At 64.1% G+C, this 13992-nt stretch carries 15 protein-coding genes; 8 read left to right on the top strand and 7 right to left on the bottom strand.

Annotated features, from left to right (window positions below):
- The first annotated feature begins 33 nt into the window (after positions 1-33).
- From Q0330_RS15620 to Q0330_RS15610, 3 genes are read left to right on the top strand one after another with little or no spacing between them, the layout of a single operon-like run.
- Positions 34-1158: an acyl-CoA dehydrogenase family protein gene (locus Q0330_RS15620; protein WP_299481654.1), complete on the top strand. Its 1125-nt coding sequence runs from the start codon at positions 34-36 to the stop codon at positions 1156-1158.
- On the top strand, positions 1155-1574 hold the full coding sequence (locus Q0330_RS15615; protein WP_299481466.1) for a thioesterase family protein: 420 nt from the start codon (positions 1155-1157) through the stop codon (positions 1572-1574). Before Q0330_RS15620 ends, Q0330_RS15615 begins: the two co-directional genes overlap by 4 nt.
- Positions 1564-1962 carry a RidA family protein gene (locus tag Q0330_RS15610; RefSeq protein WP_299481463.1) on the top strand — a complete coding sequence of 133 codons (399 nt, stop codon included), beginning with the start codon at positions 1564-1566 and terminating at the stop codon, positions 1960-1962. Before Q0330_RS15615 ends, Q0330_RS15610 begins: the two co-directional genes overlap by 11 nt.
- A gap of 12 nt (positions 1963-1974) precedes the next feature.
- On the opposite strand, the gene Q0330_RS15605 is transcribed toward Q0330_RS15610, so the two are convergent.
- From Q0330_RS15605 to Q0330_RS15585, 5 genes are all read right to left on the bottom strand, one after another.
- Positions 1975-2427 carry a MarR family transcriptional regulator gene (locus Q0330_RS15605; RefSeq protein WP_299481460.1) on the bottom strand — a complete coding sequence of 151 codons (453 nt, stop codon included), beginning with the start codon at positions 2425-2427 and terminating at the stop codon, positions 1975-1977.
- Between the two features lie 9 nt (positions 2428-2436).
- Entirely contained in the window at positions 2437-3726 is a 1290-nt protein-coding gene (locus tag Q0330_RS15600; RefSeq protein ID WP_299481651.1) for a TRAP transporter large permease, read from the bottom strand.
- Positions 3727-3739: 13 nt separating this feature from the next.
- Positions 3740-4219, bottom strand: a complete 480-nt coding sequence (locus tag Q0330_RS15595) for a TRAP transporter small permease (protein WP_299481457.1) — start codon at positions 4217-4219, stop codon at positions 3740-3742.
- On the bottom strand, positions 4216-5235 hold the full coding sequence (locus tag Q0330_RS15590) for a TRAP transporter substrate-binding protein (RefSeq protein WP_299481454.1): 1020 nt from the start codon (positions 5233-5235) through the stop codon (positions 4216-4218). The genes Q0330_RS15595 and Q0330_RS15590 overlap by 4 nt, the downstream gene beginning before the upstream one ends.
- A gap of 118 nt (positions 5236-5353) precedes the next feature.
- Positions 5354-6070, bottom strand: coding sequence for a nucleoside/nucleotide kinase family protein (locus Q0330_RS15585; RefSeq protein WP_299481451.1), 717 nt, complete (start codon positions 6068-6070; stop codon positions 5354-5356).
- A gap of 90 nt (positions 6071-6160) precedes the next feature.
- Here Q0330_RS15585 and Q0330_RS15580 point away from each other — a divergent pair, with 90 nt between their 5' ends.
- The 5 genes from Q0330_RS15580 to Q0330_RS15560 all read left to right on the top strand — a co-directional run bounded on the left by Q0330_RS15580 (position 6161) and on the right by Q0330_RS15560 (position 10234).
- Entirely contained in the window at positions 6161-7126 is a 966-nt protein-coding gene (locus Q0330_RS15580; RefSeq protein WP_299481448.1) for a PDR/VanB family oxidoreductase, read from the top strand.
- 10 nt (positions 7127-7136) lie between these two features.
- Positions 7137-8456 (top strand): aromatic ring-hydroxylating dioxygenase subunit alpha, encoded by a 1320-nt coding sequence (locus Q0330_RS15575; protein ID WP_299481445.1) that lies wholly within the window; start codon positions 7137-7139, stop codon positions 8454-8456.
- Positions 8453-8920, top strand: a complete 468-nt coding sequence (locus tag Q0330_RS15570; protein WP_299481442.1) for an aromatic-ring-hydroxylating dioxygenase subunit beta — start codon at positions 8453-8455, stop codon at positions 8918-8920. Before Q0330_RS15575 ends, Q0330_RS15570 begins: the two co-directional genes overlap by 4 nt.
- A complete protein-coding gene (locus Q0330_RS15565; RefSeq protein WP_299481439.1) occupies positions 8917-9636 on the top strand; it encodes an SDR family oxidoreductase in 720 nt (239 codons plus the stop codon). The genes Q0330_RS15570 and Q0330_RS15565 overlap by 4 nt, the downstream gene beginning before the upstream one ends.
- A gap of 79 nt (positions 9637-9715) precedes the next feature.
- Positions 9716-10234 carry a MarR family transcriptional regulator gene (locus Q0330_RS15560; RefSeq protein WP_299481436.1) on the top strand — a complete coding sequence of 173 codons (519 nt, stop codon included), beginning with the start codon at positions 9716-9718 and terminating at the stop codon, positions 10232-10234.
- A 7-nt stretch (positions 10235-10241) separates the two neighbouring features.
- On the opposite strand, the gene Q0330_RS15555 is transcribed toward Q0330_RS15560, so the two are convergent.
- Together Q0330_RS15555 and Q0330_RS15550 are read right to left on the bottom strand one after the other, a co-directional pair.
- Entirely contained in the window at positions 10242-11759 is a 1518-nt protein-coding gene (locus Q0330_RS15555) for an indolepyruvate oxidoreductase subunit beta family protein (protein ID WP_299481433.1), read from the bottom strand.
- Positions 11756-13903, bottom strand: a complete 2148-nt coding sequence (locus Q0330_RS15550) for an indolepyruvate ferredoxin oxidoreductase subunit alpha (RefSeq protein ID WP_299481430.1) — start codon at positions 13901-13903, stop codon at positions 11756-11758. Before Q0330_RS15550 ends, Q0330_RS15555 begins: the two co-directional genes overlap by 4 nt.
- Positions 13904-13992: the final 89 nt, after the last annotated feature.

The raw sequence follows: 13992 nt of genomic DNA, 5'->3' as shown, positions 1-13992 counted from the left end.
GCAAGCGCCCCCGGTCAGGATTTGGGTAAGGTTATGGATCGCAGTTTTCTGGATTGGCCGTTTTTCGAGGATCACCACCGCGACCTGGCGGCGGCGCTGGATGATTGGTGCGCCGCCAATCTGCCGGTCGATCATGGCGATGTGGACGCGGCCTGTCGCGGGCTGGTTGCGGCGCTTGGGCAGGGCGGCTGGCTGCGCCATTCGGGGGGCGAGGCGCTTGACGTGCGCACGCTCTGCCTGATCCGAGAGACGCTGGCCCGGCACGATGCGCTTGCCGATTTCGCCTTTGCCATGCAGGGGCTGGGCATGGGGGCGATCAGCCTTTTCGGCACGCCCGAACAACGCGCCTGGCTGGACCGCACCCGCGCCGGCACCGCGATTTCAGCCTTCGCCCTGACCGAGCCGGGATCGGGTTCCGACGTGGCCGCCACCACGACCACCGCCGAGAAGGTCGAGGGCGGCTACCGCCTGAGCGGCGAGAAGACCTATATCTCCAACGGCGGCATCGCCGATCTTTACGTCATTTTCGCCCGCACCGGCGAGGCGCCGGGCGCGCGCGGCCTGTCGGCCTTCCTGATGCCGGCAGAGACTGCGGGCCTCTCCATCGCAGAGAGGATCGAGGTGATCGCCCCGCATCCGCTGGCGACCCTGCGGATGGAGGGTGCCTTCCTGCCCGATGCGGCGCTGATCGGCCAGCCGGGGCAGGGGTTCAAGCTGGCCATGTCGGTTCTGGACGTGTTCCGCCCGACAGTTGGCGCGGCGGCGCTTGGCATGGCGCGACGGGCCTTTGACGAGGCGCTCGCGCGAACGGCCAGCCGCCGCATTCAGGGCGAGGCGCTGGCTTCGTTGCAGATGGTGCAGGGGCATCTGGCCGATATGGCATTGAAGATCGACGCGGCGGCGCTGCTGATCTATCGCGCCGCCTGGACCAAGGACCGGGGCGCGTCGCGCATCAGCCGCGAGGCGGCGATGGCCAAGCTTTACGCCACCGAGGCCGCGCAGGAGGTGATCGACATGGCGGTTCAGCTTCATGGCGGCGACGGCGTGAAGCATGGCGTCAAGGTCGAGGAGCTTTATCGAGAGATCCGCGCCCTGCGCATCTATGAAGGTGCCAGCGACGTGCAGCGCCTGATCATCGCGCGAAGTGTAATGCCATGATCTATCGCCGTCGCATTCAGGTCGAGTTCAACCATTGCGATCCGGCGGGGATCGTCTTCTATCCCCGTTATTTCGAGATGACCAACTCGGTCGTCGAGAACTTCTTTGCCGAAGTCGTCGGCTATCCCTTCCGCCGGATGCATCTCGACGAGGGCACGGGCGTGCCGACGGTCCGCATCGAGGCCGAATTCTCCGCCCCTTCCCGCCTTGGTGACCTGCTGGATTTCACATTGGAGATCCATCGCATCGGCGGCGCGAGCGCGGCTTTCGATCTGCGCGCAGACTGCGATGGCGAGAAGCGGCTGGCGGCGATGCTGACGGTTGTCTGGGTCTCGGATGGCGGAAAGGCCACGCCGTGGCCGGACGGGATCCGCGAGACGATGATGAAATTCAAGGAGCAATGCGATGCAACATGAGGTGCTGCACCCAAAGGGCTGGAAAGCGACCCCCGGCTATTCGAACGGCATTGCCGCACGCGGGCGCATGGTCTTTACCGGCGGGGTGGTCGGCTGGAACGCCGATCAGGAGTTTGAAACCGACGATTTTGCCGCTCAGGTCGAAACCGCGTTGCGCAGCATCGTGGCCATTCTGGCCGAGGCAGGGGCAAAGCCCGAACATCTGGTGCGGTTGACCTGGTATGTCACCGACAAGGCGGAATACCTTGCGGCGTTGAAAGAAACCGGGCGGGCCTATCGCGAGGTCATCGGCAAGAGCTATCCGGCCATGGCACTGGTGCAGGTCGTGGCCCTGGTCGAGGACCGCGCCAAGGTCGAGATCGAGGCGACGGCGGTGATCCCCGACTGATCGGGGCCTTCGTCAGACCGGCGGATGCCCGATCAGCTTGCGCAGGATCTCGTGCAGCTTCTCGGTATCGGCACGGCCGAGCTTGTCGGTGACCGCCTGCCTCTCGTGCGCCTTGGCCTGGGCGACCAGATCGGCGGCCAGTCTCGCCCCCTCGTCGGTCAGTCGAACCAGCACGCTGCGCCGGTTCCGGTTGCTGCGCTGACGCAGGACCAGCCCGCGGTTCTGGATGCGGCCGATCAAATGGGTCAGCCGCGACTGTTCCAGCAGCGACAGCCGCGCCAGCTCCGACACGCTGGCGCTGCCCAGATCGTGCAGGCAGGCCAGCACCCGCCATTCGGCGACGGAAAGGCCCTGCGCGGCGGCAATCTCGTGAAAGCTGCGGCTGACCTGGGCACTGGCGACGGCCATCAGGAACAGGGTGTAGTTTTCGAGAAAGCCGGGATGGGCTGTGTCGGGATCCGGCAAGGGTGGCCTCTACATCGCGTTGGGGATCAGCAGGACCAGAATGGGGAAACCGATCAGCAGAAGCAGCCGTAACACATCCAGAAGCACGAAGGGAACCACGCCCCGGAAGATTTCACCGATGGGCACGTCGCGGGCGACGACCCGCAGCACGAAGACGTTCATGCCCATGGGCGGGGTGATATAGCTCAGCTCGGTCGCGACGACCAGAAAGACCCCGAACCAGATCGGATCGAAGCCAAGCGCGGTGACGATGGGAAACAGGATCGGCGTGATCAGCATGACCATCGACAGGCTTTCCAGCAGGCTGCCCAGAACCAGCAGCATCAGCATGATCATCAGGATCACGCCGACGGGCGGCAGGTCGAGCCCCAGCACCCAACCCCGGATATCGGTCGACAGCCCCGAGAGGTTGACGTAGTTCAGGAAATAGAGCGCCCCGAACAGGACGAAGAACATCACCGCCGTGGTCTTGCCAGTGTCGAACAGCGTTTCCAGCGTCGCCCGCCAGGTCAGCCGCCCGCGCAGCGCCGTCAGCAGGATCGAGGCGCCTGCGCCCATGCCGGCGGCCTCGGTCGCGGTGAAGATGCCAAGATAGATCCCGCCCAGCACGAAGGCGAAAAGCGCCAGTGCCGGGGCGACGCCTCGGGTGGCGTGAATCCGGGCGATGAGGCTGAGCCGGGGCAGGGGCGCCAGCGGCTCAGGGTGGAGGAACAACGACAGCCGGACCGCCAGCATGTAACCGACGATCCCCATCAGCCCCGGCACGATCCCGGCCAGAAACAGCTTGCCGATATCCTGCTGGGTCAGGATGCCATAGATGACCAGGATCACCGAAGGCGGGATGATGATGCCAAGCGTGCCACCCGCCGCGATGGATCCGGTCGCCAGCCGGTCGGAATAGCCGTGGCGGCGCATCGCTGGCAGGGCGATCTTGCCCATGGTCGCGGCGGTGGCGAGCGACGATCCGCAGACCGAACCGAAGCCGCCGCAGGCGACGATGGTGGCCATGGCCAGCCCGCCCTTGCGGTGGCGCAACCAGGCATTGGCGGCGTCATAGATCTCGTCGGCAATCTTGGATTGCACGATCATGTTGCCCATCAGCAGGAACAACGGCACCACCGACAGCGTATAACTGCGGCCGCTGTCGGAATAGACTTGCCCGATCATTGCCAGTGCCGGGTTGATGCCGATGATGCTGGCCACGCCGGCAAAGCCCACCAAGGTCAGCGCAAAGCCGATAGGCACGCCGACAAAGAGCATGGCGAAAAGTATCGCAGTTCCGATCGGCCAATCCATGATCGCCCTTTATGCGTTAATTGCCATGCGGGGCACGGGTCAGCGCCAGCACCGCCACGATGAGCGTCGACAACCCGCAGATCGCCGCCGCAGCCTGCACCATCAGCCCGACCGGGATGTGCAGGAAGACTGTGGTCTGGTTGTAGCTGCTCAACCGGGCGCCGTGCTTCCACATCTCCATCGTCACCAGCGACAGCGCGATGACCGCGCAAAGCCGGGCCAGGAACAACTGGATCGTCCGCCCGCGCCGGCTGAGGTTCTGTGACAGCAGGTCGGCGGTGACATGGCCGTCATCGAGGCTGATCGCCGGCAGGCCGGCGAAGATGACGCCCATGACCAGAAGCTCGGTCAGTTCGGTCCCGCCGGACAGCGGCGCGTTGAAAAGGTAGCGCCCGACCACATCGAGAACCGTGATGCAGGTCAGCGCCACCAGCATCACCCCGAGGATGATGGCCGAGACGGTGCGGACCCGCATCCGCAGCTTTTCGATCCTCACTGCCCGGCCTTGCCAAGCTCGTCACGGAACATTGCCAGCGCAGCCTCGAAATCCACGCCCTTGGCGGCGTAGCCCTGGGCAACGCGGTCATAGATCGCCTTTGCGTCTTCCTCGATCACGGCGTGTTCCTCGGGGGTGGCGTCGTGGAAACTGACCTTGCCTTCCAGTGCCGCCAGTCCGGCGGCATCCGCCGCGTCCCAGGCCTTGCCGGCCATGCGCACCAGGGCCTCGCCCGAGACCTTGTCGATGGCGGCGCGGTCTGCCTCGGACAGGCTGTCGAAACGGGCCTGGTTCATGACGAAGAAGAAGGACACGTTATACATCCCGCCCTCGACCCGGAGGCCGTTCTTGACCACGTCGTCAAGCCGGAAGAAGGGGACGGATTCGTAAGGGAAGACGATCCCGTCCGCGACCCCGTTCGACAGCAGTTCATAGCTTTCCGAAGACGGCGCCTGAACCGAGACCATGCCCAAGCCCTGCACCAGCTGGTCGGTGATCGCACCGGCGACGCGGATCTTGGCGCCGCTCAACTCGCTCAGCGGCGTCACTGCGCGGTCGGTGGTGAAGAGGTGCCCCGGCCCATGTCCGAACAGCGCCAGCACCTTGACGCCGGCATGTTCGTTCTTCTCGGCCAGCATCTCGGTCCAGACATTCCAGAGCGCCAGCGAATTGGCCTCGGAGCTGGGCGTCAGAAAGGGCAGCTCGGCGATCTCGGTCAGGGTGAAGCGGCCGGGCGTATAGCTGTGGGCCGAGAAACCGATATCGGCTGCGCCGCTGGCGACGAGGTCGAAATGCGCCGGCGGCGGGCCCAGCGGTGCGTCGAGGATCTGCACGGCGACGCGACCTTCGGTCGCCTCAGCCACCTGCTCGGCCCAGGGGACCATGATGTCCTTCACCACGGGATGCGAGGGCGGCAGCCAGTTCGACAGCCGCAATGTGGTTTCCTGAGCACTGGCGCCGGCCGCGAAGGCCAGTGCCAGCAGGCTTGGCAGAACGAACTTCCCTGTCAGTCGCATGTCTTTCTCCCGTGGCGATTTGCTGCGATTCTCCATTCCAGCCTGCCACCTGCGAATATTTCAGGCAAGAAAAATATGAATATTCACTATTTTAAATTCAAATAAATACGGAAGATGCTTATTTGACATGCATCAGATGGTCAGGCGCGGCGCTGTTGCTGACGACCATATGCCCGTTTGGCAGGTCGTTCTTGTCGAGTTTGAAGGCGATCTCGGCTTCGGTAAGGCCATAGCTTTGCCAGCGGCGGGTCAGGCGCCGGCGCAGCTCTGGTTCTGGAACCTCGATACGAATGGTAAGGTCGAAGGCAGGCCTCAGGCTGGGCCAGGGATCGATGTTGAGCAGCAGATAATTGCCCTCAACCAGAATCAGGCGGGCGTCCGGGCCGATGATTCGGGCGCTGCCACGCGAAATCTCAAGATCGCGATCGAAGACCGGGACGGCGACCGCGCCTTCGTCCGGATTGCGCAGGCGGGCAAGGATGTTACGCAAGCCGCCGACGTCATAGGTATCGGGCGCGCCTTTCCATGGACGACGTCCCATCTGTTCCAGCACGGCATCGTCGTAATGGAAGCCGTCCATGGGCAGAATGGCAGCATCCATGCCGAGTGTATCGGCCAGCCGTTCCACCAATGTAGACTTTCCGGAACCCGGCGCGCCGGTAATGGCAATGATCTGCCGGCCCGGCCCCGGCTTTGCCAGAAGTGCCGTGGCCAGGTTCTCAAGCTGTTTGAAATCAATGTTGTCGGGCATGCGTTCCGTCCCTGCGATCCTGCCTTGTGCAGGACAGACTAAGCCGGTCCCGGGCTGCCGCCAAACATATTCACCGCGAGCCAATTTGTATGAATTTTCACTATTTCAAACTTAAAACTTGACGGGCGGCCCATCCTTGGCGGATAGTTTTCCCATAACCCACGCCCAGCAGGGATGAAGGCATTGACCGATTTGACGCTGATCGTCCGGCGCACCGACGAGGTCGGAGAGCTGATCCGGGAAATCGAACTGGTCCGACCCGACGGGGCGCCGCTGCCCCCGTTCGAGGCTGGCGCGCATATCGAGGTGACGTTACCGGAAGGTGGGCATAACGCCTATTCGCTGATCGATTTCGCGGGGGATGCGGCAGCGCCCGCCGCCTATCTGCTCGGGGTCCGACGGGAGGATGCGGGCAATGGCGGCTCTCGCTTCATGCACGGTTTGCAGGCGGGCGACCGGCTCGATGCGACCGGGCCGAAGAACCATTTTCCGCTGGACGATGGGCAGGGGCCGGTTCTGCTTCTGGCCGGTGGCATCGGGGTGACGCCGCTCATTGCCATGGCTTCGGCGCTTACGGCCCGTGGGCGTGACTTCCGCATGGTTTATGCCAGCCGCTCCCCTGCCGCTGCGGCCTTTGCCGACCGGCTGGTCGCGGCCCATGGCGCGCGCATTCAGCTTCATCACGACGATCAGGCCGGCGGCCCGGTCCCGGTGGCAGAACTGATTGCCAAGGCCGACCCTGCCGCCCATGTCTATGTCTGCGGCCCGAAGCCGATGATCGATGCCACCCGCGCCGCGATGGAAGCCGCTGGCCGCGCGGATGCACAGTTCCATGCCGAACTGTTCGAGAATACCTCTCACGAGGCCGGCGACCGGCCCTTCGAAGTCGAGATCGCCTCGACCGGGCAGGTCATTACCGTCCCCGCCGACCAGACCATCATCGAGGCGCTGGAAGCCGCCGGTGTGGACCTGGTCTATGACTGCCAGCGCGGCGATTGCGGCATCTGCCAGACCGATGTGCTGGAAGGCACGCCCGATCACCGCGACGTGGTGCTGTCGAAGGAAGAGCGCGACTCCGGCAAGGTCATGCAGATCTGCGTGAGCCGCGCGCTGTCCGACCGTCTCAAGCTTGACCTGTAAGGAGTAAGCCATGACCGAAGCCGACCTGAAATCCCGCGTCGATGCCCTGATCCGACCGCAGCAGGTGCATCGCGATGTCTATACCAGCCCCGAGGTCTATGCGCTGGAGATGCGGCACCTGTTCCGCAATGTCTGGGTCTATATCGGCCATGACAGCCAGACCCCGAACAAGGGCGATTACATCACCGCCCAGATCGGCGACCAGCCTTTGCTGATGGTGCGCCATACCGATAACGAGATTCACGTTCTTTATAACCGCTGCCCGCACAAGGGCACCAAGATCGTCATCGACAAGGCCGGCAATACCGGAAAGTTCTTCCGCTGCCCCTATCACGCCTGGTCCTTCAAGACCGATGGCTGCCTGCTCGCGATCCCGCTGAAGAAGGGTTACGAGGGCACGGGGTTGGAGGAGACCGAGGCATCGCATGGCCTCGCCCCGGTCGGCGCGATGATGAATTATCGCGGTTTCATCTTCGCCCGGCTGGCGCCCGAGGGCATCGGTTTCGAGGAATTCTTCGGCGATTCCCTCTCGTCGCTCGACAATATGGTCGATCGCTCTCCCGAGGGGAAACTGACCGTGGCCGGCGCCCCCCTGCGCTATATGCACAAGTGCAACTGGAAGATGCTGGTCGAGAACCAGACCGACACCTGCCACCCGATGGTCGCCCATGAATCCAGCGCCGGCACCGCCGTGAAGATCTGGGAGGAGATGGAGAAGCCCGAGGGCACGCCCACGCCCGCGGCGATGGAGATCATCGCCCCCTTCATGTCGCCCTATGAGTTCTTCGAGAATATGGGCATCCGCACCTGGCCCAATGGTCACGGACATACGGGGGTGCATCACTCGATCCATTCCGCCTATTCCGACATCCCCGGCTATCTTGACGCCATGGTCGCCGCTTATGGCGAGGAACGCGCGAATGCGATTCTGGGCGAGAACCGGCACAATACCGTCTATTTCCCCAATATCATGATCAAGGGACCGATCCAGCAATTGCGGAACTTCATCCCGCTCGGCCCCGACAAGACGCTGGTGGAAAGCTGGATCTTCGCACTCGACGGGGCGCCCTCGGAGCTGACCGCGCGCACGGCGATGTATAACCGGATGATCAATGCGCCCACCTCGATGGTCGGCCATGACGACCTGGAGATGTATGAGCGTGCGCAGGAAGGGCTGATGGCCGACGGGCTGGAATGGGTGAATATCCAGCGGCTCTATGAAGACGGTGAGGACTTTTCGGAGGAGGCGGTGCTGAACGGCACCACGGAACGCCAGATGCGCAACCAGTTCGATGCCTGGAAGCGCTTCATGATCGGGGGTGCGGCATGAACCGGGACGAGGTGATCGACTTCATCCATGACGAGGCCTGGATGCTGGACGAGGGTCAGTATCACGACTGGCTGAACCTCTGGCTGCCGAATGCGGTCTACTGGATGCCGCTGAACTGGAACCAGCAGGATCCGGTGAATGAAACCTCGCTGCTGCATGAGGACAATTTCATGCTGCGCTTGCGGATCGAACGCCTGCACGGTGCGCGCACCTTCAGCCAGAAGCCGAAAAGCCGCTGTCACCATGTGCTGAACCGGCCCCGGATCCTGGAACTGACCGAGGACAGCGCCCGTGTTGCGACCAAGATGCATTATGTGGAAACGCGGCTCGACGAACAGCAATTGCTGGCGCTGACCGTGACCCACGATCTGAAGGCCACGCCTGAGGGCATCCGCATCGCCGGCAAGCGCGTCGACATCCTCAATTGCGACGCCGCTTTCGGCAATATCCAGTTGCTGCCATGAGCGGCTACACCGCCGTCATCACCGGCGGCAACAAGGGGATCGGCGCCGATCTGGCGGCGGCGATGGTAGCGCGCGGCTGGCATGTGGTGTCGCTGGCGCGCCATCCGGGCGAGGCGGCAGATGTGGAACATCTCATCTGCGATCTGTCCGACCCCGATGCCGTCGAGAAGGCCGGGGCCGATATCGCCGCCCGGCATGAGGTCACGCATTTCGTCCAGAATGCGGGCATCATCCTGCCCAACCTGATCGAGGATGCCCGGCCCGCCGATATGCTGGCGCTGACCCAGCTTCACCTCGGCTCGGCACTGGCGCTGACGCAGGCGTTTCTGCCGGCGATGAAGGCGCGGGGCTTCGGGCGGATCCTGTTCAACGCCTCGCGAGCGGCGCTTGGGGCGAAGACGCGGACGGCCTATTCGGCGTCCAAGGCAGGGATGATCGGCATGGCCCGGACCTGGGCGCTGGAACTGGCCGAGCATGGCATCACCGTGAACGTGGTCGCCCCCGGCCCGATCCTGACCGACAATTTCTGGGGCATCGTGCCGAAGGGCAGCGCGCAGGAGGAAGACCTCTCGCGCCGCATCCCGGTCGGTCGGCTGGGCAGGGTCGAGGATGTGACCCGCGCCTTCATGTTCCTGGCCGAACCAGAGGCCGGCTTTATCACCGGCCAGACGCTGTTCGTCTGCGGTGGCGCCAGCATCGGAACTGTGCCGATCTGACGCAACCTCACGGCTGGATAAAATGCGCACAATCTGAAATATTCGTCCTCAAAGCATTTTCGGCCATGGACGGATTCAGATGACATCAGAGCGGAGCGCGGAACCGGTCGCCCCTGAAACCGCAAGGCCGGTCCGAAACGATCCGGTCAGCGATCCGCTGGCCATGCGCCGGCTGAGGCTATGGATCCGGATGCTGGGCGTGACCCGTCAGGTCGAAGGCCGGCTGCGCGAGTTCCTGCGTGTCAGCCATGACACGACCCTGCCGCGTTTCGATGTCATGGCCATGCTGCACCGTCGCCGCGACGGGCTGACCATGACGGAACTTTCGCGCATGTTGCTGATCTCGAACGGAAACGCGACCGCCGTGGTCAACCGTCTGGTCCAGGATGGCATGGTCGAGCGGCTGCTCTCGGACGAGGATCGCCGCCGGGTCTCGGTCCGGCTGACCGAGGACGGGGCGGCCTTCTTCGAGGTGCTTGCCGCCGAGCATCTGGAAATGGTCGGGGATCTTTTCGCGGTCCTCGATGATGAGGACCTGGACCGGATGCGTGACATGCTGCGCCGGCTGCGCGACAGCCTGACTTCTCCGACAGGCTGAGCGCGGATCAGGCGAAGCTGCGAACCGTTTCCAGCGCCCCGTCGAGCGCCTCGCCCTTCTCGTCCTGAAGCGCCGCCTCGCGCAGGCGCCGGACCCAGTCGGCGGCGTCGGCCCGGTCCTGAACCAGATCGGCGCCACCCATCACCCGGGCGAATTTCGACTGACCGCGCGCATGGGTGTCGGAATAGCCCTTGATGAGGCGCTGGCAGCGCAGCAATTCGATGGCCAGACCCGCATCGCGCCCGGCGGCTTCGCGGACCTTGGTCAGCCAGCTTTGCAGATGCGCCGTCTCCTCGGCATGGCGCAGGGTCCGGCGTCGCCACGACTTCGCCCCGCCCAGCAGATAGAGCAGCCCGAAGCCGAAGATGCCGTCGCTGCGGATGCGGCGGCCACGATTGAACAGCCGGTCGATCAGTTTCATCCGGCCTGGGTTCTGTTGCCAGCGTGCGCCCATCCGCGCGGGAAGAAGCGAGACGATCTCCTCGGCTCTCGGATGCAGGAACTCGGTCACCTGCATGATCTGGCCATCCTGCAGGCGCATCTCGCGCGAGATCCGGGCCTCGCGCCCGTCGCGGGTCTTGGCATCGGCGACGCGGATGATGTCGTCATAAGCCATGGCATTGGCGATGTATTTCGCGGCCTCGCGGGTCAGGTCGTCATTGCCCAGTTGCGCGAGGCTTTCGACATGGGTCAGGTATTCCGCGCCATAAGCCGCATCCTGAAAATCGACGGTCTTGCGCAGTCCGGCCAAGGCCATCTCCTGCGCGGCGGCTGGTAGACTGGCGGCGCGTGCGGTCAAGGCGCGCCATTCCTGCAGCAATTCTTCCGGGCCGCTGATCTCGGTTGCCGTTGCCTCGGGACGATCCGGCTGCGGTGCTGCGCCGCCGACTGCCAGATCGTGACCGGCGGCAAAGGCCCGCAGGCTCGGTTCCACCCCCTTGCCGCCGGCGCGGATGGCTTCCTCGAAGGCGGTGCGGTCGAATGGCAGCGCGCCCGAGCCGGCAAGCGCCCCGAACAGCGTCGCCGAGATGACCGAGCCGTTTTCCACCGCCAGCCGGTCGAAATCCGCGCAGATCAACCGGCGGGCAGCGATCTCGGCCGCTGCCAGAACCTCGGCGCTGGAGGCGATGCCGTCGCCCGGCACCATCTTTTCCGAAACTGCCAGTGCCCGATGCGACGAGGTGATCAGCACGGTCCGGTCGGGGGTGACAAAGCCGCGGATGATGGCGCGCCCGGCCTCCATCATTTCGGCGGTGATCATGATGTCGACATCGCCGGCGGCGGGCATCAGCGAAAACACGGGCATCTGCGGGCCGATGGGGGCCATTTCGACGTAATAGACGGTGGCGCCGGTGCGCTGTGCCACACCCGCGACGCTGGTGGCCTGGGCGACATAGCCATTGGCGCGGGCCAAAGCCTCGATCCAGTTGGTCAGCACCCCGCCGCCCTGACCGCCGACGGCGAGGATGGCGATCTTGATGATCCCGGAGGGGGTGCTTGCGGGCGGCTGGACGGGCATGTTCATGGCGCGATCCCCAGATTCAGCCGGCGTTTGGCGCGGCGCTTGCTCAGGGCGTTGCGAAAGCGGGCGCGGATGCCGGTGCGCCAGGTCTCGAACCCTGTCGGGTTATGGACGACATCGGCGCGATAGAAGCTGGGGCAGAGGATGGCGGCATCCGCCACCTCGCCGCAATTGCCGCAGCCGACGCAGCTTTGGTCGATGCTGGCCACGGGATCGTCACGCAACGGGTCGTCCAGGGTCTTCAGCGACAACGAGGGGCAGCCGGACAAGCGCATGCAGGCGTGATCGCCGGTGCAGACATCTTCATCGACGCCGAAGCGGGGAATGTCCACGCGCCGGCCTTCCTTGATCGCCTTGGCACGCAGGGGCTTTTCGCGCCGCTGCCGGTTCAGCATGCATTCGGACGAGGCAACAATGACCTTTGGCCCGGCTTCGGGCGTGGTCAGGGCCTCGCGGATGGTGTCGCGCATCTTGCCGACATCATAGGTGCGGTCGATCTGGCGCACCCAGTCGATGCCGATCCCTGCCAGCGCCTTCGAGATCGGGTTCTTCGTCGCCTTGGTCGCGTTCACCGCGCGAGAGGACATCACATCCTGCCCGCCGGTCGCAGCCGAATAGTAATTGTCGACCACGATGGCCACGCCGTCCGACTTGTTGAAGGCCATATTGGTGAAGGAGGAGGACAGCCCGTTATGCCAGAACCCGCCATCGCCGATGATTGCGACGGGCCGCTTCTCTCCGCCGCCATCGAAGGCGCCGTTCGCCGCCGGCCCGAGGCCATAGCCCATGGTCGCGCCGCCGATCTCGAACGGAGGCAGGGCGGCGAAGACATGACAGCCGATATCGGCGGCGATCTGGTGTTTGCCCAATTCCTGCTCGACCAGTTTCATGGCGGCGAAGATCGGGCGCTCGGGGCAGCCGGTGCAGAAACCCGGTGGCCGGATCGGAACGGTCTTCGACAGATCCGGGATGGCCGGGGTGGGCGTGTTCGGCGCGCGCAGCGCATCAGACAGCAGATCGGGCGCGGCCTCTTTCAGGAAGCCCGCGATGCCGTCGCGCATGACCGCGCCGGTATATTCGCCGGCCATCGGAAAGACGTCCTTGCCATGCAGCTGGACATCGGATTTGGCGCGGTAAAGGAAACTGCCAAGCTGGTTCTCGATGAATTCCGGCTGGCCTTCCTCGACCACAAGGACGTGGGACTTTCCGGCGCAGAAATCGTGGAATTCGTCCGGCAGCAGCGGATAGGTGACGTTCAGCACATAAAGTGGCACCTGGGTGTTACCATAGATATCGGCCAGTCCAAGTTGCTGCAACGCGCGGATGACACCGTTATACATGCCGCCCTGCAGGACGATGCCGACAGGCGCATCGGCGGGACCGAAACGCTCGTTCAGCTTGCGGTCGCGGATGAAGGCCTCGGCGGCGGGCCAGCGATTGTTGATCTTGTCCTGCTCATGCGCGAAGGACGCCGGCGGCAGCACCACGCGCGAGAAATCCGAACGCGGATGGGCCACGGCATCCTTGACGCTGAAATCGGGCCGCTTGTTGTCCTGGCATTCGAAGGACCCGGTGACATGGCAGCAGCGGATGCGCACCATCAGCATGACCGGCGTGTTCGAGGCCTCGGACAGCTCGAAGCCGTCGCTGACCGCCTGAACGATAGAGGGCAGGTTCGGGCGCGGGTCCAGCAGCCAGAACTGCGACTTCATTGCAAAGGCATGGCTGCGTTCCTGCATGATCGAGGAACCTTCGCCATAATCCTCTCCGACGATGATCATGGCGCCGCCGGTGACGCCGCTGGACGCCAGATTCGCCAATGCGTCCGAGGCGACATTGACCCCGACCGGCCCCTTGAAGGTCACCGCCCCGCGAATCGGGTAATGAACCGAGGCTGCCAGCATGGCCGCCGCCGCTGCTTCATTGGCATTGGCCTCGAAGCGCACGCCAAGCTCTGCCATCAACTCTTCGGCATCGGCCAGCACGTCCATGAGGTGAGAGATCGGCGCGCCCTGATAGCCGCCGACATAGCCGACCCCCGATTGCAGCAATGCCTTGGTGATGGCGAGAATGCCTTCACCCGTGAACGTTTCGCCTTCGCCAAGCCGCAGATGCGCGACTTCTGCCTTGAATGAACGCTCTGCCATGGCTGGTCCCCGCTTCCTGCCCTTCCATCCGTGCGACGAACTATATGAAAAATCATATGATAATGCAAGTAGATTGTACTTTTAAAATC

It is taken from the genome of uncultured Paracoccus sp. (genome assembly GCF_937873615.1).
In the GTDB taxonomy this organism is placed as follows: Bacteria; Pseudomonadota; Alphaproteobacteria; order Rhodobacterales; family Rhodobacteraceae; genus Paracoccus.
The sequence above is the reverse complement of the archived record's forward strand: the minus strand, read 5'-3'. Positions and strand labels throughout refer to the sequence as shown.